This is a genomic window from Streptomyces tanashiensis (assembly GCF_014648895.1).
GTDB classification, from domain to species: domain Bacteria; phylum Actinomycetota; class Actinomycetes; order Streptomycetales; family Streptomycetaceae; genus Streptomyces; species Streptomyces tanashiensis.
The window spans coordinates 762,774-787,413 of record NZ_BMRZ01000002.1 but is presented as its reverse complement, the minus strand read 5'-3'; the positions used below and the strand labels follow the sequence as shown (position 1 = coordinate 787,413).

At 71.7% G+C, this 24,640-nt stretch carries 22 protein-coding genes and 1 riboswitch; of the genes, 8 read left to right on the top strand and 14 right to left on the bottom strand.

What is annotated here, in order from left to right; translation table 11 throughout:
* Positions 1–7: 7 nt before the first annotated feature.
* Positions 8–1,042: a trypsin-like peptidase domain-containing protein gene (locus IE237_RS09070; RefSeq protein WP_189801276.1), complete on the bottom strand. Its 1,035-nt coding sequence runs from the start codon at positions 1,040–1,042 to the stop codon at positions 8–10.
* Positions 1,043–1,250: 208 nt separating this feature from the next.
* On the opposite strand from IE237_RS09070, the gene IE237_RS09065 reads away from it, so the two are divergent.
* The 3 genes from IE237_RS09065 to IE237_RS09055 all read left to right on the top strand — a co-directional run bounded on the left by IE237_RS09065 (position 1,251) and on the right by IE237_RS09055 (position 6,134).
* Entirely contained in the window at positions 1,251–2,132 is an 882-nt protein-coding gene (locus IE237_RS09065) for a serine/threonine-protein kinase (RefSeq protein WP_189801275.1), read from the top strand.
* Positions 2,122–5,619, top strand: a complete 3,498-nt coding sequence (locus tag IE237_RS09060; RefSeq protein WP_189801274.1) for a serine/threonine-protein kinase — start codon at positions 2,122–2,124, stop codon at positions 5,617–5,619. Before IE237_RS09065 ends, IE237_RS09060 begins: the two co-directional genes overlap by 11 nt.
* A 77-nt stretch (positions 5,620–5,696) precedes the next feature.
* Positions 5,697–6,134 carry a phosphatase domain-containing protein gene (locus tag IE237_RS09055; RefSeq protein WP_189801273.1) on the top strand — a complete coding sequence of 146 codons (438 nt, stop codon included), beginning with the start codon at positions 5,697–5,699 and terminating at the stop codon, positions 6,132–6,134.
* On the opposite strand, the gene IE237_RS09050 is transcribed toward IE237_RS09055, so the two are convergent.
* Positions 6,129–6,695, bottom strand: a complete 567-nt coding sequence (locus tag IE237_RS09050; RefSeq protein ID WP_189801272.1) for a hypothetical protein — start codon at positions 6,693–6,695, stop codon at positions 6,129–6,131. The genes IE237_RS09055 and IE237_RS09050 overlap by 6 nt on opposite strands.
* A 69-nt stretch (positions 6,696–6,764) precedes the next feature.
* Here IE237_RS09050 and IE237_RS09045 point away from each other — a divergent pair, with 69 nt between their 5' ends.
* Complete coding sequence (locus IE237_RS09045) at positions 6,765–7,211, top strand: hypothetical protein (RefSeq protein WP_229842469.1); 447 nt, start codon at positions 6,765–6,767, stop codon at positions 7,209–7,211.
* Between the two features lie 42 nt (positions 7,212–7,253).
* Here IE237_RS09045 and IE237_RS09040 read toward each other — a convergent pair whose 3' ends face one another.
* The 3 genes from IE237_RS09040 to IE237_RS09030 all read right to left on the bottom strand — a co-directional run bounded on the left by IE237_RS09040 (position 7,254) and on the right by IE237_RS09030 (position 11,810).
* Positions 7,254–9,263 carry an NACHT domain-containing protein gene (locus tag IE237_RS09040; protein ID WP_189801271.1) on the bottom strand — a complete coding sequence of 670 codons (2,010 nt, stop codon included), beginning with the start codon at positions 9,261–9,263 and terminating at the stop codon, positions 7,254–7,256.
* Between the two features lie 88 nt (positions 9,264–9,351).
* On the bottom strand, positions 9,352–10,884 hold the full coding sequence (locus IE237_RS09035; protein ID WP_189801270.1) for a hypothetical protein: 1,533 nt from the start codon (positions 10,882–10,884) through the stop codon (positions 9,352–9,354).
* Positions 10,881–11,810 carry a hypothetical protein gene (locus tag IE237_RS09030; RefSeq protein ID WP_189801269.1) on the bottom strand — a complete coding sequence of 310 codons (930 nt, stop codon included), beginning with the start codon at positions 11,808–11,810 and terminating at the stop codon, positions 10,881–10,883. The genes IE237_RS09035 and IE237_RS09030 overlap by 4 nt, the downstream gene beginning before the upstream one ends.
* 317 nt (positions 11,811–12,127) lie before the next feature.
* Between IE237_RS09030 and IE237_RS09025 the strand changes: the two genes are divergently transcribed.
* Positions 12,128–12,859 (top strand): class I SAM-dependent methyltransferase, encoded by a 732-nt coding sequence (locus IE237_RS09025; RefSeq protein ID WP_189801268.1) that lies wholly within the window; start codon positions 12,128–12,130, stop codon positions 12,857–12,859.
* 87 nt (positions 12,860–12,946) lie between these two features.
* Here the strand turns inward: IE237_RS09025 and IE237_RS09020 are convergent, their stop codons facing one another.
* A complete protein-coding gene (locus IE237_RS09020; RefSeq protein ID WP_189801267.1) occupies positions 12,947–13,924 on the bottom strand; it encodes a helix-turn-helix transcriptional regulator in 978 nt (325 codons plus the stop codon).
* A 96-nt stretch (positions 13,925–14,020) separates the two neighbouring features.
* Here IE237_RS09020 and IE237_RS09015 point away from each other — a divergent pair, with 96 nt between their 5' ends.
* Both IE237_RS09015 and IE237_RS09010 read left to right on the top strand, forming a co-directional pair.
* Positions 14,021–14,422: a RidA family protein gene (locus IE237_RS09015; RefSeq protein ID WP_189801266.1), complete on the top strand. Its 402-nt coding sequence runs from the start codon at positions 14,021–14,023 to the stop codon at positions 14,420–14,422.
* A gap of 140 nt (positions 14,423–14,562) precedes the next feature.
* Positions 14,563–15,189 carry a hypothetical protein gene (locus IE237_RS09010; protein ID WP_189801265.1) on the top strand — a complete coding sequence of 209 codons (627 nt, stop codon included), beginning with the start codon at positions 14,563–14,565 and terminating at the stop codon, positions 15,187–15,189.
* A gap of 47 nt (positions 15,190–15,236) precedes the next feature.
* On the opposite strand, the gene IE237_RS09005 is transcribed toward IE237_RS09010, so the two are convergent.
* Complete coding sequence (locus tag IE237_RS09005) at positions 15,237–16,022, bottom strand: hypothetical protein (protein WP_189801264.1); 786 nt, start codon at positions 16,020–16,022, stop codon at positions 15,237–15,239.
* Positions 16,023–16,123: 101 nt separating this feature from the next.
* A complete protein-coding gene (locus IE237_RS09000; protein WP_189801263.1) occupies positions 16,124–16,771 on the bottom strand; it encodes a maleylpyruvate isomerase family mycothiol-dependent enzyme in 648 nt (215 codons plus the stop codon).
* On the opposite strand from IE237_RS09000, the gene IE237_RS08995 reads away from it, so the two are divergent.
* Positions 16,770–17,582, top strand: coding sequence for a LysR substrate-binding domain-containing protein (locus IE237_RS08995; protein WP_189801262.1), 813 nt, complete (start codon positions 16,770–16,772; stop codon positions 17,580–17,582). The genes IE237_RS09000 and IE237_RS08995 overlap by 2 nt on opposite strands.
* Before the next feature lie 85 nt (positions 17,583–17,667).
* Here the strand turns inward: IE237_RS08995 and IE237_RS08990 are convergent, their stop codons facing one another.
* The 6 genes from IE237_RS08990 to IE237_RS08965 form a co-directional block, all read right to left on the bottom strand.
* Entirely contained in the window at positions 17,668–18,795 is a 1,128-nt protein-coding gene (locus IE237_RS08990; RefSeq protein ID WP_229842467.1) for a DUF3103 family protein, read from the bottom strand.
* A 492-nt stretch (positions 18,796–19,287) separates the two neighbouring features.
* Positions 19,288–19,710, bottom strand: coding sequence for a universal stress protein (locus IE237_RS08985; protein ID WP_189801260.1), 423 nt, complete (start codon positions 19,708–19,710; stop codon positions 19,288–19,290).
* 1 nt (position 19,711) lies between these two features.
* Entirely contained in the window at positions 19,712–21,220 is a 1,509-nt protein-coding gene (locus IE237_RS08980) for an APC family permease (RefSeq protein ID WP_189801259.1), read from the bottom strand.
* Between the two features lie 202 nt (positions 21,221–21,422).
* Positions 21,423–22,163, bottom strand: a complete 741-nt coding sequence (locus IE237_RS08975) for a class I SAM-dependent DNA methyltransferase (protein WP_189801258.1) — start codon at positions 22,161–22,163, stop codon at positions 21,423–21,425.
* Positions 22,164–22,243: 80 nt separating this feature from the next.
* Positions 22,244–22,966, bottom strand: a complete 723-nt coding sequence (locus tag IE237_RS08970; protein WP_189801257.1) for an IclR family transcriptional regulator — start codon at positions 22,964–22,966, stop codon at positions 22,244–22,246.
* Positions 22,967–23,153: 187 nt separating this feature from the next.
* Positions 23,154–23,295: riboswitch (SAM riboswitch) on the bottom strand.
* 112 nt (positions 23,296–23,407) lie between these two features.
* Positions 23,408–24,631, bottom strand: coding sequence for a PP2C family protein-serine/threonine phosphatase (locus IE237_RS08965; protein ID WP_370468168.1), 1,224 nt, complete (start codon positions 24,629–24,631; stop codon positions 23,408–23,410).
* Positions 24,632–24,640: the final 9 nt, after the last annotated feature.

The window sequence follows — 24,640 nt, the reverse complement described above, 5'->3', positions numbered from 1 at the left end:
GCCGCCCTCACAGCACCCCGGCGGCCGTCAGTCCGTCGCGCACGCGCTCGATCCGGACGCCCTGGTTGCGGTACTCCCGCGCCCCGGCGGCGCCACAACGCACCCAGCGGTGGTGGAGTGCGACGAGGCGCCAGTTCTCGTCGAACACGGGGGAACCCGAGGAACCGCTCTCCGTATCGGTCCAGTACTGGACGACGTCGTCGTCCGCGTGCCGCACGACGTTGTGGTGCACGCCGATCTTCTTCTGCCCTCCGCTGGGGTGCTGGATGATGTAGACCCGGTCCCCGGCGGAGACCTCGGCGGCGGCGTCGAGCGGGATCGCCGGAGGGTCTCCGGGGATGGGGGAGTCGGTCCTGATGACGGCCCAGTCGTACGCTCGCACCCCCTGGATGGTCTCGGGCCTCCCCATCACCACCGTGTGGGTCAGGTCGCGCCCGGCGAGGTCCCGCTCGTATCCGAACCAGCCCTCGACCCGAGTGGCCGGTTCGCCCCCGTGGTAGTCGTCGAAGAGCACGTGGTGGTTGGTGAGCAGCACGTCCGTTCCGATGCGGAACGCCGTGCCGTAGTAGCGCCCGCTGGGAAGGGTCACCAGCAGCCTCGCCACGGACGGTGCGAGTTCCACCCCGCGCCGGAGGAACGCCACGTCGAGCAGGGAGTACTCCGCGAACATCTGGCGCTCCCGGGAATCCGGGTCGCTGAAGTCCTTCCAGACGCCCGCCGCCGCCGACGGTGTCGGCGCCTCCACGACCGGTTCCGCCTGCATGAGCTCCTGCAGACGGATCGCCACCGCGCTGTCGGCACCGGCCGAGATCTGAGCGAGGAGCGCTCGCAGCCTGTCCTGCTTCCGGGCCGTCTCGATCAGGTCGTGCCACACCAGGGACATCGGCCTTCCCCAGCCGATCGTCCCCGGCGGTATCCCGGCCTGCGTCACCAGGATGATGACACTGTCCTCGCGAAAGTACGTGTCGCTCAGATAGTCCCTCAGCTCGCGGGCTGCCGGGCGCGTCCAGTCGAAGGGAAGCGTGTCGAGGAAGTGCGTCATGAGCGTCCTCCACCACCAGGCCTGTCGCCACCCGCGCACCCGCGCGCGGCGCACCACGCCCCACAACCACCATTTTAGAACGTGTGAACGTCTTCAGCTCGTGCTCCTCCGATGCGGTCGAGGCGTCGCCGGAGGAGCATGGAGGGAGGGGGCGGAGCGGAGTCAGGGGAACGACCCGCACGTCGACCGGGGCCGGGACGGTGGTGTCATGGACGAGGAGAGCCGGCTTCCCGACATCCCCGGGTGGGTGCTCCGGAAGGAGCTGGGCCGGGGCGGGATGGGCGTCGTGTACGAGGCCGTGGAACCCACGACGGGCCGGCGCCGCGCACTCAAGGCCGTCCACATCCCGATGCCCGCTCCCTCCCCGGACGTCACCGCGCTGTTCGAGCGCGAGATCCGGATGTGCGGACGGCTGCGCCATCCCCACATCGTCCGGGTGGACGACATCGGCCGGACGAGCTCCTTGTCCTACTTCGTCATGGAACTGTGCGACGGCGGCTCCCTTATGGACCGCGTCGCGGCGGACGGACCGATGCCCGTCGAGGAAGCGGTACCGCTCTTCCTGCAGGTGCTCGACGCCCTCACGTACGCCCATGCCTGGGGCGCGACCGTGCACCGTGACATCAAGCCGCAGAACATCCTGCTGACCCGCGGCCCCGACGGCGGACCTGTGGCCAAAGTCGCCGACTTCGGACTGGCCAAGGCCTACCAGGCCGCCGGAACGAGCGGCCTCACGCAGACCGGCGCGGTCGCGGGAACACCGGCGTTCATGCCACGCGTGCAGGTCGTCAACTACAAGTACGCCAAGCCGCCCGTCGACGTCTGGTCGGCCGCCGCATCCCTCTACTTCGTCGTCACCGGTCACACACCGCGCGATTTCACCCCCGGTCGCAACCCCTGGCTGACCGTCACCACAGCCTTGGCGGTCCCGGCGCGCGACCGAGGCGTTGCGCTGCCGGAGGACCTCGGCGCCCTGCTGGACCGGGCCCTCACGGACGAGCCGGACAGGATGTTCTCCACGGCCGAGCAACTGGCCGTCGAGTTGAGGGCCCTGCCCGCCCGGAAGAGCAGGTCCGGTCATGCGCGCTGACTGGGAACCCGGCACCACGGTGCTGAGGGAGTTCACCGTCGAACGTGTCCTGGGGGCGGGAGGCTTCGGCCACGTGGCGCTGGTACGGAGCCAGAGGTCGGGGGAGCGGTATGCGGCCAAGCGACTGCACAGCGACGATCTCGAACAGCAGGGACACCTGATCGCGGAAGCGCAGCGCTGGATCCAGTTGCCCACCCACCCGCACATCACCGCATGCCGCTTCACACGGACCGTGGGAGACCAACTGGTCGTCTTCAGCGAGTTCGTGCCCGGCGGCTCCCTGGCGGAACGGATCCGCTCCGGACGACTGTACGACGACGATGCCGTGGCCACCCTGCGCAGGATCCTCGTCGTGGCGGCCCAGGTGGCCTACGGGCTCGACGCCGCCCACGCGACCGGGCTCCTGCACCTCGACGTCAAGCCGGACAACATCCTGTTCGACGCGGACGACGCCGCGAAGCTCACCGACTTCGGCCTCGCGGACATCCCACAGGAGAGCATGCGGCTGAGAACCGAGCTGCGGAAGGTCGTCGACTACATCGTCGACGACCCACGCGTGGACCCGAAGCAGCTCCGAGCGATGAAGGTCGCGCTCAGTAGGGAGTTGATGCCCGAGTACGAGCATCTGCCCGGTCTGACGACACCGCGGCCACAGGGCCACAGCCCCGCCTACGCGTCGCCCGAACAGTGCGACGGACTGCCGGCAGGACCGGCGGCGGACGTGTGGAGCTGGGCGCTCACCCTGCTCGAAATGCTCGTGGGAGAGCGGACGTGGCCGCACGGGGCCGTCGCTCCACTGGTCCTGAAGGAGGCCTGCCGCGCACGCATGACCGCCAACTCCTTGCCCATACCGGTGAGTCTGGCCGAGCTGCTGGCGACCTGTTTCCACGAGGAGCCGCAGGCCCGACCCGCGTCGCTGCGCCAGTTGGCCGCACTCATACGTGACATCGCGGAGCAGGAGACGGGGCCATGGCCCGCGGGCGACGCGCCGCCCCGGCCGTCGCTGATGTCCTCGCACCAGGGGCAGAGGGGCACACGCCACTCTGAGACCGGAGCGAGGCTTCCCCATCCCGAGGAGTTCCTCCGCTACGCCTACACCACGGCCGGGTTGGACGAGAACGCGGCCGTCGCCCACTGGCCCAGTGGCTCGGGATCCCACAAAGCCCGACTCCTCGAGGACCTGCGGGGGCTGTCCGAGGCGTGGCGGGTCATGGCGGAGATACCCGACGGAGCCCGACCGGACCTCGGGATCATGCGCGCCAGGTGTGCGGCGGGCATGAGCGAGATCCAGTCCGAGCTGGGGGATCTGGCCGGTGCCATCGCGTTCCTTCGCACCTCGGTTCGCGTCCTGGAGGGTCTTCCGGAGGAGGAGGTCCGTGAGGACCTGCCCAGAATGCTGAACGGCCTTGCGATCCTGCTGCGTCGCGATGGAGAGGTCGAGGAGTCTCTGCGGGTGGCTGACCAGGCCATCGAGGCCTCGAAGGCCCTGAACGACGGGACCGGGGCGAACAGCGTGCTCGGCATGGCTCTGCTGACCAAGGCGAACACGGTGGGCGACATCGAGGAGGCCGAGTCGCTGTACGTGGCGTCCCTCAGGGTCTGCCACGGGGCGGGCAACGAGGAGCACGAGGCCAAGGTCGTCGCGAGCCTCGCCGGCCGTCTGGAGGCGCAAGGTGCCGGCGATCGGGCCGCGGAGCTGTGGGTCCGTGCCGATCGTCTGTTGGCGACATTCGACACAGCGGAGCGTCCGGATCTGCAGGCAGTGCGTGCCTCGCTCTGGCTCGAGCGGGCCGAACGCCGCCCGTCCGACTCTGATACGGGGTGTACGTACGCCCTGAGGGCGGCGAAGCTGTTGACCCCCCTCATCCGTGCCGGACTGCATTCCTGCGCAGGGGAACTGGGGCGTGCGTTCTTCCTGCTGGGGTGGTGCACGGAACGCAAGGGACGGATCCACGATGCCCTGTCGTGCTACCACCAGGCATCCGGGTTCCTGGCGGGGGCAGTGCTGCGCGACGGTCGGTCCGAACTGACCTCGCAGCTCGCTCAGGCGTACAGCCATGAAGCGCACCTGATCGGGACGCTCGAAGGCTCGGAGCTCGCTCTTCGCCCGGCGCAGCGAGCGGTCGACATGTGGCGCCTGGCCGTCGAGAGGGACGGAGTGCGAGTGCGCGGTCAAGCCCTTGCCGAGGCGCTGCGCACCCTCGCTCAGATTCTCAAGGACCTGGGACGTCTTGACGAGGCCGACTCATGGACGGAGGAGGGCCTCCGCATCGTCGACGATCCCCGGTACCCGGCGGGGGGTGGTGGCGGCGTGACCAAGGCCGGCCTCTACCGGAACCGAGCGGTGCTGCTCCGACGGCGCGGCCGGCTCGACGAGGCACTCCGCTGGTGTCGGGGCGCCCTCGACGCATTGCCCGATTCGGAGGGACGTCCCGAGGTGCGGATGCGCATCCTCACCCTGCAGACCATCGGAAACATCCACGCGGACCGGGACGCCTACCGCTCAGTGTTGGAGGTGCGTGAGGCCACATCGGCTGTGATCGAGCACTACGTGTGGAGAGGAGTGCTCGGCGCTCCGGACCTGGCGGACGGGTTCCACCGGGTGGCCGCGGCCCGGATTCGCTACGGTCTCGCCGACGAGGGTGCCGAGGCCGCGCGCATGTCCGTGATCCAGTACGAGCAGCTCATTGCCCGAGGCCGTACCGAGCTCAGACTGGAGGCGATCAGGGCGAGGATGGCGTGGGTCTCCGCCCTGACGCGGATCGGCGCACTTGAGGACGCGGCGCTCCAGTCGGAGAAGGCGATACGGGCCTATCGAGAACTCCCCGACACGGACGTGGCATTGGAGGTCGCCGCTCGGGAAGAGGCTGATTCCTCCTTCGGGATCGTGGGGGAAGACGCCTCCGGTGAGCAACCCACCGGCGCGCAATGGAGGGACCGATTCGTCCGTCTCTGCTCCGACCAGCTCGCGGACCTGCGGAGAACGCTCGATTCCGGCCCCGACGACATGAAGGGCCACCTGGCCTGGCACGAATCCGTCCACTCCACGGCAGCAGAGCTCGCCGGCGCCGGCCATCCGATGGAGGCCAGCGTTCTGTTGGAGATGAACGGCGGCGAAGTCGCCTGGCTGGCACGGAAGTTCCCCGGCGACGAAGTCGAGTGGCTCAAGGGAAGGAGTGGTCATCTCCTTGGCCTGTATTCCCTTCGATGCGGCCGTGGAGGGGCCGCGGAGCGGGGATTCCGCACGGCGGTGGACAGTTTTCGCATCCTGCGGTGGGAACGCAAGCGAGACGAGTTCGCCGAACCCTGGCTCGAGGCCTACGTGGGATGGGCGGCCGCGCGCACCGCGGAAGGGGACGATGCCGGAGCGGAAGCGATCGTCCAGGAGATGCGGCAGTGCGCGGAACGTATCCGCCCGCTCCAGGCACCGCACTGGGACCGGCGGACGGCCGAGACGCTCCGTTTCGTCAGGGAGCGCCGCGGTTGACGCGGAGCGTGCTTCTCGGGGCACATCCACCAGGGAACGCTTTCCTGAGACCGTCCGCAGGCCTGTACGGTGGCGCGATGACCGACCCCTGGCCGATCGACGCCCCCGGTGTGCTGCGGTTGCCCTCCGGGCGGCTGGTGCGCGGGCGTGCTCTGCGCCGTCCCCTGCCCGAGGGGCCCGTGCCCGCCTTCGCCGTCCACCTGCTCGGCCGGCAGCCGCCCGAGACCCCGTGGCCGTCGGTCTGGCTGCGGTGGCCCGACTTCCGGCTCCCCGCCGACCGTGACGCAGCCCGCAGCGTCCTCGCCGAGGCCTGGGAGCGGGCGGCCGCCGAGCGGGTCGAGGTCGCCTGCGGCGGCGGGCGGGGCCGCACCGGCACCGCGCTCGCCTGTCTCGCCGTCCTCGACGGCGTCCCGCCGGACGAGGCTGTGGCCTACGTCCGCCGCCACTACGACCGGCACGCCGTCGAGACACCCTGGCAGCGCCGCTACGTGCGTGCCTTCACCTCCGCCTCATGAACGCCCGTTGATGTTCGTGGAGTTGCGGATCACCGTGTCCAGGGTGCTCCGGTCGGCGGCCAGTCGGGCGGCGTTCTCGCGGACGTACCCGTTCTGGACGCGGACTTCGACGCCGTGCCAGATCTCGGCGACGCGGTGGCGGCGCCGGCAGGAGATGTCCGCGACGGCCGTCGCGATCTCCCGTTCCGACACCCGCCGCCGGGGATCGGGGCGGAATCGGGGGTCAGCGTCGGCGTCCATCGGCGCGGCGTAGGAGTATCCCTTCTCCCGCATGCACCTGGACCACAGGCCGAAGACCTCGGTGACGGCGGGGTCGGACAGGGAGGCCTCGTAGGAGGCGAAGTTGAGCTGCTCCACGAGTGGGGAGACGCCCCGCGACTGGCTGCCGAGAGTCGTCCGGGCCTGGCCGAAGCAGCCCCCTGCGGGGATCTTCCTGCCGTTGAAGGAGCCGCCCCGGACCTCCGGGCCCGCCTGTTCCCGGGCGCTCGCGGGCAGGTCCGAACCGCCGAGGAGGACCTCCTCGTCGGGTGACGGCGCGGGCCGTCGCGACTGGGTGCGCACGGCGGCGTCGTAACGCGCCTGTTCGGCGGCGTCCGGCTGGTACCCGCGCCGGGAGGACCCCTGACCAACGTGCCGTCGGCTCTGTGGCGGCTAGCCATCGCCGTCGGCATCCCGGTCGGGCTGGCGCGGTCCGAGTACGAGGTGATGGACGCCCCGGGCTGGGGGTCGCTCGCCCTGCTCGGACTCAGCGTCGCCTCCGAAGTGCTTGCCTTCCTCACCCTCGGCCTCGTGCGGGGCTGGGGCGAGATCTGGCCGCGCTGGATCCCGTACCTCCGAGGCCGACGCGTCCCGGTCCTGGCTGCGACCACGGCCGCCGCGTTCGGCGCCCTCGCGACGACGACGTACGGCGTCCTGTACGTCTACACGACGTTCCACGCCGAGATGGAAGGCTCCACCTGGGGCATATGGCTGATGAACGTCCTGTACGCGCCGCTGCTCCTCTGGGGCCCGCTCCTGGCCGCGGTCACCGTGCACTACCACCGACGGCGCACGACGACGGAGCCGGCGCCTGCCTAGGGCCTGTCCGGCGGATCGTGGCCGGGGCCGCGTCCGCCTCGCTCACCCGCCCGGACGGTCCCGCCGGCCCGCCAAGTGGTCCTGGAGTTCGAGGTGCCGGAACTGGTAGGCGGCTCCGGAGGTGCGCAGTATGCCCGCCCGGTGGCACGCGCGCAGGAAGCGGCCCAGCCGCCACGGCAGGATCCGGCGGGCCAGCACCAGGAAGACCAGATAGCGGAAGGTCATCGTGTGGAAGAGCAACGCACCGAACACCGCGATCGGCAGGAAGACCCCGGACAGACCTCGCCAACCGGCTATCACGTAGCCCAGCAGTGCGGCGAGCGCCACGAGGTCGGCCATGAACAGGGCCCAGGTGATCGTGTCGCCGCGCACCAGGGAGTGCGGCCCGTGCCGTCGTTCGTCGGGCACGACGGAGATGCCCATGGCGCCACCCGCCATCAGCCCGAAGGCTGCCGAACCCATCACCCAGTCGGTCGGCGAACCCGTCGTGGGAACGGACAACGCGATGAGCATCGGAGGGGCGAAACCCAGAGCGCATCCCACGACGAACCGGCCCGGGCGCAGCACCATGCGGTCGTCCCCCTCCCAGAGATCCGGCCTGAAGGCGAACAGGAGGGTGAACAACGGCAGCATGGAGAAACCGAGTTGATCCCAGGAGCCCATGACCGCCGCCCGGACCACCACCACGAGCTCCAGCGCTCCGGCCCGGGCGAGTCCGGCCCACCGGATCGCGCGCCTGGTGGGCTCCGCGCCGACCAGCGGCCACAGCTCGGGCAGGACGAGGTCGGTGGCGGAGAGCGTACGCCCCTCCGCCTGGCGGCCGTTGCGGTTGTCGTCGAGGTACGAGGCCAGGACGGCCAGCCAGCGCCGGGCCGGGCCCTCGGGGGGAACGGTTCCGTCGCCCCGCGTGGCCAGCAGGGCCGGGACGTAGAGGTCGAGCAGGTGCCCGTGGAGCGTGCTGGATTCGGCGAGACGCAGGAGGGTCGCGGGATCGCGGAGGTAATGGCCTTCGGCGCTCCGCTCCTGGTAGACCGCCGTCGCCAGCGACAGGCGCCACGGCGTCGCCAGCACCCGGCGCAGCCGTACGACGGCCGGCGCCGGCGGAAAGCGGTCCTCCCGCGGGCCGGTGGCCAGCGCGTCGATCACGGGCTGCCAACGGCGCAGTCCCGCCTCGGTGTCGGCCACACTCCGCCGCAGGAAGGCACGGCCCTGCTCCCCGTCCACGGGGGCGAGCCGCACCACGGCGGCGGCCCTCAGGTGCGCCTCCACCCGCATGAGGCCGTCGTAGAAGCCACGTCGACAGGTGACGAGCACGGCGGCCGGCTGCGTACCGTGCTGCCAGCCGTTGAGCAGGCGCAGCAGCTGGGCGGCCCGGCTGGAGTAGGGGGCCGCGCCAGGCGGGTCCAGTTCGTCCAGGCCGTCGACGACGGGAAGCACGAGGCGCGCCTCCACCAGCCGCCGTGCGAGCGCGCCGCCCACGCCGAACGCCGTCGCCAGGTGCCCGGCGAGCCATGCCTCCAGCTCCTGGCCGGTCCATGAGGTGGCGGCCATGCGCAGGGGGACGGCCTGTCCGGCCTCCCTGTCACGGGCGAGGTCGAGGACCATCGACAGGGCCGCCAGAGACTTTCCGGTCCCGGCGTCGTCTGCTCCGTCCCCGCCGGTGATGACCATGCGCGGCGGCGACAGCCGCCCGTGCAGCGCGGTCAGATCGCTCAGCCGCCCTTCGGCCGGGGCACCGTCGACCTGCCCGTGGACACGAACCGTGTAGGCGAGGTCGATGCGCCCGCCGACGCTCCCGTCCAGCCACCGCACGTACTCCTCCTGCTCCCGCCGTACGACTTCGCGCGCCAGCCGATCCGCCATGTGCTCCGTGTCCAGGGGACCGACCAGTGCGTAGGCCAGGGCCGCTACGCCCGCCAGGGCCCCCACGACACTGGCGACGGGATCGGCGACGTCCCAGCCGCCCCAGATCCCGAGGGCCAGGAGCCATACGGCGACGGCACCGGCCCCGTACCACAGCAGGCGGCGCTTGATCACGTGCCCTGTCCCCATACCGGAGATCCTCCCCAACGCGGACCGGACGGCACCAGCCCCCGGAACGCCTGACGCATCGCCGACCGCCGTGCCGGCCGGCGATGCGTCACCAGTCGGGGTCCAGGACGAGCGTGGCCGACTCGTCGAGCATCCACGCGTCGAACTCCTGCTGCGTTCCGTAGACCGGCCGGCCGCCGAACCGCCGCGTGAGCTCCGCGAGTTCCGCGAGAGCGAGGTCGGGGCGGTCGCCGGCCAGCGCGTCCCGCACGACACGGAAGCGGGGGAGGACCTCCCGGGCGACGCAGGAGTTCCGTTCCTCGCCGAGCTGCTCGGTCGCGCGGCGCAAGGCGTCGGCCATGACAACGGCCGTGGCGACCTCCCGTTCGAGAAGCTGGATCCGTGCTTCGGCCGCGGCGTCCGCGCGGGCCGCGACGAGAGCGATCTGGAGGCCCTGGACGATGACGGCGGCAGCGGCCTGGCCCACCACCCCACCGACCAGCGCCCCGACGACGGGAACGGGCAGGAGCGTCTGGCCGACGGCACCGCACCCCCGGGCGAGGCCGGTCGCGACGACGGCGGTCGTCGCGCGTGCGGCGAACTGTCCCACGTCGCCGTCGCCCCGCGCGAGGTCGAGCCCGGCCTCCGCGACGGCGAACGCGGCCTGCGCGGTGGCGCCGGGCAGTGTCCCCCCGCCCAGGGCTCTGGGCAGGACGCCTGCGGCGGCGCCGATCCGGACGGCTTCGCCGAACGCGGCCGTTCCGCCCGAGAGCGCGGCCTGGCGTACGGCGGAGCCGACCGCGGTGAAGGCCGCGACGGACGCCGAGGTCTCGCCCGCCCGGACACGAGCCGCCTGCCGGGCGGCCTCGGTCACCCCGGCGGCGATCCCGCCCAGCCCGGCCGCCACCCCGGCGGCACCCGCCATCTGCCGCGTCCCCGCCCGCGCGACCTGCCGGTCCGCCCAGCGCCCGGGGTCGCGAGCCGCCCGGTGCGCCTCGTCGAGGGAGATGCCCTCACCGCTCACGCCACCGTGGGCGAGCCGATCGGTCACGTGGGCTCGCGCGTCCTGGTAGTTCGCGTACCGGAGCCCCTCCGGCGGCATGGTGAGCCGCTTGTCCAGGAGGTCCTCGACGGCTTGCAGCCGGTCGGAGGCCACCAGCCGTCGCATGCCGCCGTAGTGCGGCCGGGCGAGCTGGTCCGCGGTGGTCGAGGCGCTCTCGACGAGCTTCGCCTGTGCCCGACCCACGAGCCGGCCGCCCCGGAGGAGATGGAGGTCGGCCGGGGCGGTGCGCGAACCGCCCTCGGCCCACTCGGTGACGACGGCGCGCACCGAGGATCCCTTCTCGACGGCGGACAGGTTGAAGGACAGGGCCTGCATCACCTCGAAGAGGTGGCCCGCACGCTGTGCGTTGCCGATGTTCACGTAGCGGGTGGCGAGCGCCGTCGCGGTCTCCCTGGCCCGGAGGGTCTCCAGGGTGGCGAGGGCCAGGCGTCGGGTCGCGCTGTCGGCGAGCGCCCAGACGGCGGCGTCGATGCCGCCGGACCATGTGCCGATGCGGCCCGACGTACCCGGGTCGCTCGACCTGCCCGTGCCGCTCGGCGGCGCGCCCGCGTGCGGCGGCCCGGCCTGCGGGTCGCTCACCGGGCGCTCTTCAGATCCCTGAGCCGCGTACGGGTGTCCTTCACCACGCGCTCCGACAGGTCGGTGACGTGACCGTCCTCGCCGGTGAGCGGGGTCCCCAGGACGGCGACCGTGGCACTGGCCAGACCGACGAGCACGGCCACCTCCGCGCGCTGCTCGGGGGTGTGGACGGAGTAGTCGTCCTGAGCGTCCACCAGGGTCCGTACCGAGGGGAGTCTGCGCCGCATCTCCTTGCGGAGACCGTCGACCAGCTGCCGGACCTGACGGCTGCGCCTGCACGAGGCCGCGACGCGCGCCTCGTGGACGCGGATCTCGGCGGCGAGCTTCTTGAGTTCGGCGGCGAAGGCGATCTGCTCGCGCCGGTCCTTGCGGCCCTTCCACTCGATGAAGCCGCCCAGGGCCAGCAGTACGGGCGCGGCCACGATGCCCGTGAGCACCATCGTGCCCGCGGCCATCCCGCCCCCGCCCGCCGCCAGTGAGCCGCCGCCGAGCCAGGCAAGGGTGGCGCTCGTCGCGGCCGCTCCGGAAAGGCTGGAAATGGCCGTACCCGTGGATGCGGCGGCGAACGCCCCCACCGTGGCGAACGTGGCCGCCCCCGCGCCGGCTCCGACCGCGACACCGCCCGCGAGCGTGGCCACGGCGTTCACCGCGTCGAGCTGGATACGGCGCACCTCCACGTCCGTCACGTCCGTCTCCGGAGGCGCGGAAATGTCCTGCAGTTCGGCCAGGCTGACGTTCTTCAGGCGGGAGAACACGTCACGGAACGGCACGAGTGCCTTGTCGTACGCCCGGCGGCGGGCGCGCTCCTGAGCCTCGGCCTCGGCTGTGAGACGCTCGGCGAAGCGTTCCTGGCGCTGGATCAGTTCCTTGTGGCGCCGCTGGTTCCTGCCGGCCAGTCCGATCGCGTCGATGATGGCAATGCCCACCTGAGCGGTTTCCCCTCCCCGGCCGCCGCACGGGCGGCTCGCTCGTCGGCGTCCGCGAGGCGGTATCGGCTCGTGGGCACCTTGGGCGCCATTCTGCGACAGCTGTTGAATCCTGTCACCGCGATGTCTCGCCATGTTGATTACGCCTGTCGTGTGGACGTTGCGCGTGCCGGGGGAGCGGTACGAGGGGGGACGCGGGCGGCGATCGTAAGGTCGGGCCGCCCTCACCGCGCTCGCCCACCCCGGGTGGATGCCCGCCACGGGCCACCCCCGCCGGGGAGTGGACGCCCGCCCCCGCTCACAGACGAGGATCCGCCATGACCGCACAGGACACCGCCCCACCCCTCCTCACGCCCGACCGGCTCGACGAGGTCGAAGGATGGTTCTTCGACGCCGACCGGTTCGTCTTCGGCTGGCTCCTGACCCGCCAGCGTGACCAGGGAACCCGTGGCGACCTGCTGGAACTCGGCGTCTACAAGGGCAAGAGCGCCATCCTCATGGGCTACCACGCCGCAGACGGCGAGCGGTTCACCGTCTGCGACCTGTTCGACGCCGACGAGGCCCCCGACGACTCCACGGCCACCGAGATGCGGGTGTACTACCCGACCCTGACCCGCCAGGTGTTCGAGTCCAACTATCTGCGCTTCCACCGCCGGCTGCCCACCGTGATCCAAGGGTCCTCCTCGGAGATCACCAGCCATGTGCCCGCTCGCAGCTGCCGTTTCGTCCACATCGACGCCTCGCACCTGTACCACCACGTCCGCGCCGACATCGCCGCCGCCCGCGAGCTGCTGACCGAGGACGGCGTGGTCTCCCTCGACGACTTCCGCAGCCCCCACACGCCCGGTGTCGCGGCGGCCACCTGGGAGGCGGTCCTCACCACCGGCCTCAAGCCCGTCGTGCTCACCGAGAGCAAGCTGTACGGGACCTGGGGCTCCGCCGACGTCCTGCGCGACGCCCTCGCCGCCCACCTGACCACCCACCCCACGCTCTGGGGCGTGACCGAGGACGTGGCCGGCCACACCCTGCTGCGCGTGCATGCGCGCTGACCGGTACCGCTTCCGCCGTGATCGGCGCCTGCGTGCGCCCGACGCGTCGGCCGGGCTCCCGCCGGCGAGACACGGCGGCGCCGACCACTATCCGGACGACGCGCCGTAGCGAGCGGCGATCGCGGCGGCGCGGTCGCGCAGCGATGCCCGCAACCACTGCGGGGCGAGGGCTTCCGCGTCCGTGCCCAGCTGCCACAGTGCCCATTCGGCGTGCCGCGGATCCTGGAAGGTCACCTCGAGCCGCAGCCGGCCGTCCGCCTCGGTCTCCTCGGCGAGTACGGCCAGCGCGGTGCCGACCAGTTCCTGGCGTCGCGCGGGGTTCATCCGTACGAGCACGGCGACCTGGTCGCCACCGGTACGGAACCGTGCGCTGCGCTCCTGCCAGGCCCGGTCCAGGTCGACCCGGTCCGGACGCTGTGCCGGTTCGTCCAGTTCCTCTGCGGCCTCGACGCGTGACAGTCGGTACGTGCGGTCCGCGCCGGACCTCGTGGCGAGCAGATAGCCCTGGCCGCGCACGGTGACCAGACCGATCGGGTCCACCGTGCGCCACGTCGCCGCCTGGCCCACGGCCGCGTAGTGGATGCGCAGCTTGTGTCCGGCGAACACCGCCCGGCGGACCTCGGCCACGACGACGTCCGGTATCTCCTCGGCCACCTGCCGACGCGCGAGCAGATCCGTCTCGGGGTCGACGAGCAGGCGCTGAGCCGCGCCGGCCGCGGTCACCCGATAGCTCTCGGGCAGCGCGTCGACCACCTTGCGCATCGCCGAGGCGAGGGCCGTGCCGAGGCCGAACGTCTGCGCGCCGCGCCGCGATCCGGCGACCAGCAGGGCGAGTGCCTCGTCGTGGTTCAGTCCGGTGAGCTCGGTCTGGAAGCCGGGCAGCAGGGCGAAGCCGCCGTTCCGGCCGCGCTCGGCGTAGACCTTGACACCGGCCGCGGACAGCGACTCGATGTCGCGGAGCACGGTGCGGGTGGACACCTCCAGCTCGCGGGCCAGTGCGGTCGCGGACAGCCGACCGTGCTGCCGCAGGAGGAGCACCAGCGAGACGAGTCGATCGGCGCGCATCCGAAAACTCTACCGACATACATGACAGAGGGTGTCGCGTATTCGTTGGGAGGCTTCAGCACGACACACCCCACCACCCACGAGAGGTGTCCTCCCATGGCACACACCATCGTCAATCCGGACGGCCTGCACGACCCGGTCCCGTTCGGATACAGCCACACCGTCACCGTCCCCGCAGGTCAGGAACTGGTCCTCATCGCGGGCCAGTACGGATCGGGCCCGGACGGCGCGGTCGTCTCGGCCGACTTCGCCGAACAGGTGAAGCAGACGTTCCGCAACATCGGCGTCGCCCTCGCCGCCCATGGGCTCGACCTCGGCCACGTCGTCCAGCTCAGGACGTACGTGGTGAACCATGACGTCACCAAGCTCGGGCCGATCGCCGGGGCCGTGCAGGAGGTCTGGGGAGAGAAGCCGCCCACGCAGACCCTGATCGGTGTCGCGAGCCTCGCCACGCCTGACGTGCTGTTCGAGGTCGAAGCCGTCGCCGCCCGCCCCTGACGTGCCGTCGCCCGCGTCAGGGTTCCTCACCCCGACGCGGGCGGCGGGTCGGCGCCGGGGTGGGGCAGCCGGGTGACACAACCCCGGCACGATGACAGAGAAAACTGTCGCAATCCATGGATGACAGGTATGCTTGTCGAATGAACGATATGACGGGGATCCCGACTCCCGACAAGAGTGACGAGAACTTCTGGAACGCCTTCTCGAACCTGGTCGAGCCTCCCTGGAACGAGCCGACCGTGGACGACGCGTTCGCCATGGACGAGAAGGTCCTCGACGCGGTCCGTGCGCTCGCTGAGGGGATCTCGACCCGCGCGCTGGCCTACAGCTCCGCCGGCACGTACTTCGACCCCGTGCTCATGGCGGCGCCCGATGTGCAACTGGCGCTTCTGCGGGCCCTGTACGAAGCCAAGCTGTCCGTCGACCGGCTGGCGGAGAGCGCCGCCACCGTCGCCGGCCGCAGCGGAGCGAACTACGCCCAGCTCGGCGCGGCGTGGGGCGGCATCAAGCGTCAGTCCGCCCGTCTCAAGTGGCCCCACGCCGTCGTCAGGAACTCCACCAAGGAATCGATCCCCCTGAACTACGCGGGCGGCACCGCCGTCGTGCACCACGATGCCGACGCCGACGCCTGGTGGTACACCGCCACCGGAGCGGACCAGCAGGAGATGGAGTCCGGGCCCGACCACGGCTCCTACGCCGAAGCCATCGCGGGAGCGACCGAGTTCCTCCTCGCGCACGCACTGCCCGACAGGCAGTCACCCGCGTGACGAGCGCCCCCCGCCGGTGCCGGGCCGACGGGGGCACCGGTCGGATGTCACGGGCGAGAGACGAGCCCGGTTCCGCCTTCGTGATCGGAGTGCAGCATCGAGCGTGCGGCTTCGATCAGCAGTTCCAGCGAGCGGGACACCTCTTGCCTGAGCATGTGGCGCTCCAGGAGGGCGTCCTCCGTGCGGGCGTAGAGATCGAGGATCGCGGAGATGTGCGCGGGCGGGAGCGGAGGCGTGATCGCGCGGAGTCGCTGCTCGGCGCGATCGCGGGCGTTCCGCTGCTCGTCGAGGTCGTGCAGCGAGTGGCTGCCCGAGTGCGAGGCACGCCAGTGCTCGACCATGGCGTCCGCGAGGTCGGCGTCCATCGCGCCCGGCGGCAACGAGCGGTACGCGTACACACCCGGCCCGGCCCTGAGGGCGAGGTCGGCGAAGCGAAGGACGGCTCCGTCCGTGGCCTGGGCGGCGGCGACCACCGCCCGGGTCGCCACCAGCTCCAGCTCCGCCCTCCGGTGGCCCAAGTCCTGGGTCGCCGCGTGGACCTGTTCGGACAGGCCCCCGGCCGCGTCGTCGTGCGTGAACATCGGCTCACCGATGCGCATGACCTCCCGGGCCTGCTGGATGTACGCGGCGGTCTGCACCTGCCGGACGGTCCACAGTGCCGCCGCCCGCTGGGATTCGCCGGCGATCTGCGCGGCCTCGCGGGCCGCTGCGGCCTGGTCCCTTCCCCCGTTCGCCTGGATCTTCGCCCCGATCAGGCTCCCCGCGAGACCACCGACGATCGCGAGCACCGCCACCAGGGCCGCGAAGGCCTCCGGGTTCGCCTCGATCCACATTCTCAACGACTTCCACCCCCCGGCACATCCTGCCGTGCCGTCGATCATGCTGCCCGGCACTCGTGAAGGTTGGGCAGCCCGCCGTCCGAGGGAGGACGCATTCACAGGGTGAAGCGGCCGCTCGTCTCCCCACGGAGCCGGCCGCTCGGCAGCCTGCGGCCGAACGCGAGCAGGAGGAGGTCCTGGCCCGTGCCGTACACGGCCGAACCGGATCCGTACGACCAGTCCAGATCCTCCGCGCACAGCCGGACTCCGGAGAGATCGACACCGAAGAACCTCAGACCGCTGGGCCGGACTCCGTCGAGCAGTACGCGCAACCGGTCCTCGGGGACCCGCCGGTCCAGGCCGAGGGCGACGGTGATGTCCAGTCCGTGCACCACGTCGTGACCGAGGGCCGCCGGGAACCCGCCGACCGGTGGCGTCCACGGATGGTACGCACCCTCCCGCAGAAACGCGGCGAGCTCGGAGCCGGAGTGTGCGGCCGCGTCCCTCCGTGCGACGCGGTCGGTCATCCGGTTCAGGTTCCCCCGTGCCTTGGCCAGTTCCCCCAGCGTCGCCGGCAGGGAGAGCCGGAACCCCATCGACATATGGGCCGCGACCTCACGGACCCGCCATCCCCCGCAGAGGCTCGGACTCTCCCACTGCTCGGCCCGCAGGCCGTCCAGCAGATCGGCCAACTCCCGGCGCTCCGCCGCGATCAGCTGCCTGACCTCGGCGCGGGCGTCCTTGCGTGATGTCGCGATACCCATGCGGTCCAGCCTGAGGGCCGACCGGTCCAACCGGTCGGTGACGCCGACCGAGGTCGGCCGGGCCGTCCTGCCGTACGCGCGCGCCGCCCTCGCCGCCGCGGACGCGGTACGGCAGACCGTCGACGAGCACACCGGACTCCTGCGCGGGCGGGTCACTCTCGGAACGGTCTCCGGTGCCACGGGTCATGCCTTCGACGTCGCCTCGTTCCTCGCGGACTTCCACGCTTCGTTCCCCGCACTGGAGATCGCGCTCACCGAGGACAGCTCGGAGCGGATGCAGGCCGCACTCCTCTCCGGAGAGATCGACATCGCCCTCCTCGGACCCACGGGAGAGGCCCCGCAGGGCCTCTCCTATCGCACGGTCATCGATGCGGCGCTCGCCGCGGCCGTCGCGCCCGGCGACCCCCTCCTCGGCCCCGACCGCACCAGCGTCCCGCTGGCGGACCTGCGGGACCGCCCGCTGATCTGCCTGCCCCGCGGAACCGGCGTGCGCGCCGCCCTCGAACGCGCCTGTGCACAGGCCGGATTCCGGCCCCGCGTCGCCTTCGAGGCGGCAGCCCCCCACGTGCTCGCGCAGCTCGCCGCCCGAGGCCTGGGCGTCGCCGTACTGCCCTTCGGGGAGGAGGGTCCGGACCTCGGCGGACCGCTGACCACCCTGCCGATCGTCGAACCCCGGATCCGTGCCCGCATCGTCCTCGCCTGGCCGTCCACCGGCCCCACGAGCCCCGCGGCCCAGGCACTCCTGCACCGCCTCCGAGAAGCCCTGCCGAAGGCCCCCGTGCGCCTGTCGCCAACGGGGGTCGATTCGTGAAGAGTTGACCCTGTCGGACCTCAGGGCGAGGCCCCGACCCCCGCTCGGCCGGCGGGGATCAGGGTGTTCGGCGCCCGGGGCTCCGTCAGAGGGCGGAGACCCAGTAGCGGTCGAAGGTGAACCGGCCGTTCGCGCCGGCTCCGTCGCGGGTGCCCGTGGTCTCCCGGGCCAGGGTGTACCAGGCGTCCACGAAGTCGGCGTCGTCGGTCCAGAACGAGGACGGGATCGCGTCGACGACCGGGTCGACCAGCGGGATGTACGCGCCGAGGTCGGCGATGGTGAGCAGCGCGGCGGCGATGGCCTTGGCCAGCGCCGAGTAGTTGGTGTCGCCGTCGTCCTCCATCATCACGACGTCGGCCAGGTTGTACTTGTACTGCGACCAGTTCACCAGGATCTGGTTCGGGTAGTAGGTGGTCCCCGCGTCGTTCAGGTACGGGTGGGTCACCGTGTCGACGCGGACCTTGCCGTCGAGCCCGAAGCCGCTGACGATGCTGAAGATCTCGGCGTCGCCCTTGATCCAGGTCTCCATGTCGTCATTGAGGCGGACCGAGGTGATGCGGGAGGTCCAGTAGCCGGTGGCGGCGGTCGCGGCAGGGGCGGCAGGGGCCGAGGGCGCTGCCGTGGCGACCCCGGCGGCGGCGAGCTCGCGCTCCAGGACCTTCACGCCGGCCTCGACCGCCTTCTCCCCGTCGATGCCGACGACGTACACCGGCACGTCGGGGGTTCTGGCCGCGTCCAGCGTGTGGGCCCGCCCGTTCGTGTCGTAGGCGGTGATGGCGGTGGCCTCGTCGTCGGACGGGGCGACGGCGACCAGCGGGGCACGGTGGGAGCCGACGGCCCCGGTCAGCGTCACGGTGAGCAGCCCGCCCGCGTCGGCGGCCAGCCCCTTGGCCGCGCGTACGGAACGGTCCGCGGCGGCGACGTCGACGGCGAGCGATGTCGCCGCCCTCGTACGGGACGTGTCGGCGAGGGCCTTCAGCCCCGTCCCGGTCCCGCCCGCGACCGCCCTGCCGACCTCGGCCCGCCAGCCGGCGTCGCCGAGCGATCGGGCCAGCGAGCGGGCGGCCGCGTCCTCGGCGGCGGCCACCGGCGACACCTTCGCCCCGCCGTCCACCGTGGGCGCCGCGGCGGCGGGGCCCTGGGTGGTGGTGACCACGACGCCGGCGAGGGCGAGGCCGCACAGGGCGGTGCGGAGCTGCTTTCTGACGGACAAGACATCCTCCAGCGGAAGTCGGGCGGCGCCCCGGGGTGTCGGGGGCACGCCTGAGACACCGGCCGCGGGTGTGCGGCCGGCGTGATGGTGCCGGGGTGGAGCGCGACCATGATGGGGCATGACGTGTCTACGCGTATAGACCACATCAACGGCGCGACGGGAAAAGGGTGTTGAACCCTCGGTGCGTCAGTAGCGGTACGGAGGCCGGTGCGGGTCTTCCCAGCGATCGGGTCCGGTGACACCGAGCAGCCGTATCCGGTGGAGGAGGTCCTCCGGTGCGCTGTGGGCGCGGAGGCGGGCGGACGCGTGGCCCACGAGCCAGGCGGTCAGCCCGGTACGCGTCTCCTCCCCGTTCTCCCAGGCCCGCCAGGGGAGTTGGTCACCGAGGAGGTCGTAGTCCCAGCGGTCCGTGATCCGGCGCAGGACCGATGCGTTGTTCTTGGAGAGGCCGCCGAGCGAGCCCTCGCGCGGCGGATCACACGTGCCGCGCCGTCACTCCACTTCCTCGGGAGGCACGCACAGAACGGGGACGGTGGACAGATGCAGAAGCTTGTGAGGGGTCGAACCCAGGAGCGCGCCCCGCATCGGGCTCTCGCCCCAGCTGCCGACCACGATGACGCGTGCGGCGTGACGGGTGGCCGCGTCGATCAGGGCCTGGGCGGGCTTGTCGTCGATGACCTCGACGACGGTCGGCACACCCGCCCGGTCGGCCTCGGTGACCGCGTGCTCCAGACCGGTGCGGCCGGCCTGGCGGATGGCCTCGTAGTGGGACGAGTACTCCTCGCCCACGGGCCCGGGGGCCGCGGCCCCGTAGACCAGGACGAGTCGCTCGTCGAAGGCCGCGGCCACCTCGACGGCGATGCGCAGCGCCCGGGCGGCGCCGGGGGATTCGTCGTAGCCCAGGACGACCGACATCTCAGGACTCCTCGCGAGGGCCGTGGGCGTGCACCAGATCGGGGTCGGCCACACCCGGGCGCTCCCGCCAGAACGCGGGGGCCCGCAGACGCCACACGAGCATGATGATCACGCCGGCGAGGGCGATGCCGATACCGATCACGAGCGGCGGTCCGAGACCGAACCACGACGTGCCGCTGTAGGAGTTCTCCGGATCGGACATGTCGGAGACCGACCGCACCAGGAGCCACGCGAGCAGTCCGGCACCCACCAGAGGGCCCAGCCCGATGAACAGGAAGTTGTGGACGCTCTCGAAGATGTGGCGACGGTAGTAGACCACGCAGGCGAGGCCGGTGAGCGCGTAGTAGAAGGAGATGAGCAGCGAGAGCGCGGTGAGCGAGTCGAAGAGGGCGTTCGAGCTGATCTGGCTCACCGCGAGGTACCAGGCGATGGCGATGGCGGCGACCCACCACGTACTCACGTCGGGGGTGCGGAAGCGCGGGCTGATGTGGCCGTACGGGGCGGGCAGCGCCCGGCGGCGGGCCATGGACAGCGCGGTGCGCGACGCCGGGATGATCGTCGTCTGGGTGGACGCGATCGCCGAGGTGGAGACGGCCAGCAGCAGGATCCAGTCCCAGCCGCCGAGGACGTCCGTGGCGAGCTGGGCGAAGACGAACTCCTCCTCGTCCGCGTTCTCGGCCAGGAACGTCGGACCGGCGTACGCCACGACGGCGAACCCCACGGACACGTAGGTCACCAGCAGGATGACGGTCGACCAGAGCCCCGCCTTGCCGGGGGCGCTCGCGGAGTCCTTGACCTCCTCGGTGAGGTTGACCGCCGACTCCCAGCCCCAGTAGATGAAGACGCCGAGGAGCAGCCCGCTGGTGAGCGCCGCGCCACCGGCGCCGAACGGATTGAGCCAGCTGAGGGACGGCTCGACCGCGTCGTACTTGCTCGTGCCTCCGTAGACGCTGTAGAGCGCCACGCCGACGAAGATCAGCAGGCAGGCGACCTGGGCCAGGATGAGGACGTTCTGCACATGGGCCGAGAGCTCGGTGCCGATGACGCACACGGCCGTCATGACGAGGATGAGCAGCACGGTGAGCAGCTGGCGGACGAAGGTGTTGTCCACCCAGCTGTCGAGGCCGAAGGCGAGCAGGGCGAAGCTGACGGCCACGTCGGCGAGCGAGCCGACGACCAGGACGCCCGTCATCGTGATGGCCCAGCCACCGAGCCAGCCGGCCCACGGGCCCATGGCGCGCGTGACCCAGGAGAAGGTCGTGCCGCAGTCCTGGTCGACCTTGTTCAGGTAGTAGAACGCCGACGCGATGAACAGCATCGGCACGAAGGAAGCGACCATGACGCCGGGTGCGTAGATCCCGACCAGCGCGACGACGGGGCCGATCACGGCCGCGAGGGAATAGGCGGGGGAGGTGGCGTTGAGCCCGATGACGAGCGCGTCGACGAACCCGATCGCGTTCGCCTTGAGACCCACGGGGCGCCCGGCGGGCGCGGCATCCTCGGCGGCCATGTTCCCTCGCTCCCGTCGGGCCGGGCAGTACGGCCTGACCTCTGCCTTCATCGTAGGGAGACCGACCGGGACGTGCATGCGCAGCGGCGGCCCGCACCCTCGCCGCCCGCGCAGTCCGTGAGCGGGCGGACGGAGGGCGGCGAGGCCCCGGTCCGCGCATCCGGGCGGCGGCCTGAGGGCAGGCCGCCACCGCTGGGATCCCTCAGGCGGGCTTACGCCATACGGAGATGTGCTTCGAGGAGTCCTGGGTGAACGGCGTCCCGTCCCAGTCCGCGACCCGACGCTCCAGCTCCAGCCCGGCGATCCGCGCCATCAGATCGAGCTCCGCCGGCCAGGCGTACCGGTGCCGGGAGTTCTCCCGGCGGTAGCGGCCGTCGGTGCCGTCGCGGGTGAAGTGGTGCGAGACGAGGATCTGCTCGACCAGGTCGAAGGTGTCGAAGCCGAGGTGCCGCTCGGAGACGTCGAACGGCACCGCGACCTGGCCGGGCGGAAGGAAGCGCAGGGGCGGCACGCCCAGTTCGATGACGAAACGGCCGCCGGGTGCCAGGTGACGCGCGGCGTTGCGGAAGCACTCGACCTGCTCGTCCTGCGTGAGCAGGTTCGAGATGGTGTTGTAGACGAGATAGACCAGGGAGAACTCCCCGGGGACGACGGTGGTGGCCATGTCCCCGATGGCCACCGGGAGGGTGTCGGCGTCGGCCTTGCGCCGCAGTACGGCTGCCATGTGTTCGGAGAGCTCGATGCCCGCCACCGGCACGCCGCGTTCCCGGAGCGGGACGCCCACGCGTCCGGTTCCGATGGCGAACTCCAGGGCGCGGCCGTCTCCGGCGAGGTCGGCGAGGAAGGCGAGGGTCGGTCCGAGGACGGCGGCCGAGGACATCTCGGTCTCCTCGGCGTCGTAGCGGTCAGCGGTCATACGGGTCCACAGCTCACTGCTTGTCACGGCCGGCCACTCTGCCGGGTGCCGCGGGATGCTGTCGACGGATTTTCGGGTGGCGTCAGGGGTCCCGGGGGGTCGCCACGTCAGGAGTGGTGCATGACCTCGGTGAGGCGGTCGGCCGCGTCGACGGCGGCCCTCGCGAGCCGGGCGCCGGGATGGCGGGTGAGGCGTTGGATCGGCCCGGTGACCGTGAGGGCGGCCACGACCCGCTGCTGCGGGTCGCGCACGGGCGCCGAGACGGAGGCCATGCCGGGTTCACGCTCACCGATCGACTGGGCCCAGCCCCTGCGGCGCACCCCGCTGAGGGCCGTGGCGGTGAAGCGCGCGCCCCGCAGACCGTGGTAGTAGCGCTCGGGTTCCTCCCAGGCCAGCAGGACCTGGGCGGCGGACCCGACCTTCATGGGGAGGGCGGAGCCGACGGGCACGATGTCGCGCAGTCCGGAGGTCCGTTCGGCGGCGGCGACGCAGACGCGCACCTCACCCTGGCGGCGGTACAGCTGCGTGCTTTCGCCGGTGGCGTCCCGAAGGGAGGTGAGGACCGGGCCGGCCGCGGCCAGCAGGGAGTCCTCGCCGACGACGGCCGAGAGCTCGGCGAGCCGGGGGCCGAGGACGAAGCGCCCCTGCACGTCCCTGCCGACCATGCGGTGGCGTTCGAGCGCGAGGGCGAGTCGGTGGGCCGTGGGCCGCGCGAGGCCGGTGGAGGCGACCAGTCCCGCCAGCGTGGCCGGGCCTGCCGCCAGCGCGCCGAGGATCACCGCGGCCTTGTCGAGGACGCCGACACCACTGGAAATTTCCGGATTGTTCATGAAAAGGGGGTACTCCAGTCTCGGTCCGCGCGCCATGGCGCACGGAGCCTCACCCAGGGGGCGGGGATGGTCAGCGGGAAGGGGCCGAAACGGTCGGCCGATATGCCGCGACGATCACGAGATGGGTACGCGGAAAGCCCGGAGCGGAGAGAACCTGGGGGAAGGGCAGCGTAGAGAGCACCGTGTCTCCTCATCTTTTCCCGCGCCACGTTGGCGCGAGCCGGAGTTGGCACTGATCCCGGCAACGCGGCGCGAACAGGGAACGCCGAGTCGAACGGGGAGTTGCCGGGGCTTCGTAGGGCCGGTCCCTCCACCCCTCTGGATGATTCGCGAGGAACGATACAAGACACTCCGGGCTCGCTGCCAGCGACTTCCCGGTCACAGCCGCGGCCACGGGTGCGCCGGGACCAGCGGGAGTGACCTGGCGGCCTCGGCGCGCTCCTACAGGCGCACGACGATCAGGGCGATGTCGTCGTGGGCGCCGCCGGCCACGCCGAGGTGGGTCAGCAGGGCGTCGGCGATGCGGTCGGGGCTCGTCCGGGCATGGAGGGCCAGGGCGTCGGTGAGCCGTCGCAGGCCGGCGTCGATGTCCTCGCCGCGGCGCTCGATGAGGCCGTCGGTGTACAGGACGAGGGTGTCACCGGGGGTGTACGGCAGGGTGGCCTGCGGGCGGGGGACGTGTTCGGGGCGGGCGCCCAGCGGCGGGTCGGTGGCCTGGTCCAACAGGTGGCTGGTGCCGTCGGGGTGTACCAGGACGGGCGGGGGGTGACCGGCGCTGCTGTAGGTGATCCGCTGCTGGTGGGTGTCGATCACCGCCTTGACGGCGGTCGTCGCCAGTGCCCCTTCGACCGACCGGGCGTACAGGCCGAGGACCTCCAGCGATTTCGCGGGCTCGTGCAGGGCCCTGACAGCGGCGCTCAGCGCGCTGCGGAGCATGCCCATGACGGCGGCGGCCTCCAGGCCGTGGCCGACGACGTCACCGACCGCGACAGCGAAGGAGTCGTCGGGCAGATCCACGACGTCGTACCAGTCGCCGCACACGTTCAGCGACCCGACCGCGGGGAGGTAGCGCACTTCGACATTCCGGTGCCGGTCCAGGTCGGGCGAGTGCAGCATGGCTTCCTGCAGGGTGACGGCGACCTGGCGTTCCCGGGCGTGCGCTTGGCGCAGTTCCTCGTTCAGCCGCTGCAGTTCCCGCGCCCGCGCGTACAGCTCGGCCTCCATCGCCACCCGCTTGCTCAGTGGTCCGCCCGTCGGGTGGGCCGGTCGGGAGCGGACGAACTCGGTCACGTCCTCCACCCGGTGGATGATCCACGCCACCTGACCGTCCGGCCCGAGCACGGGGGTGTTGATCGGCGACCACCACCGCTCCTCGAACACCCCGGGCCGGGAAGCGACGGGGATGTCGTACTTCTGCACCGCCATCGTGTCCGGCTGCTTCGACCGCAGGGCCCGGTGCAGCGAGGTGCCGAGATTCCGCACCCCGTCCGCGTTCGCATCCGCCGGATTGTCCGGGAAGGCGTCGAAGATGTACTGACCGACCAGGTCCTCTCTGGTCCGACCGGTGGCGCGCAGGTAGGCGTCGTTGACGTCGACGATCACCAGGTCCGGTCCCAGCACCAGGTAGGGACTGGGCGTGGCCGCGAACAACGCCTTGTAGTCCATGCTCTGTCC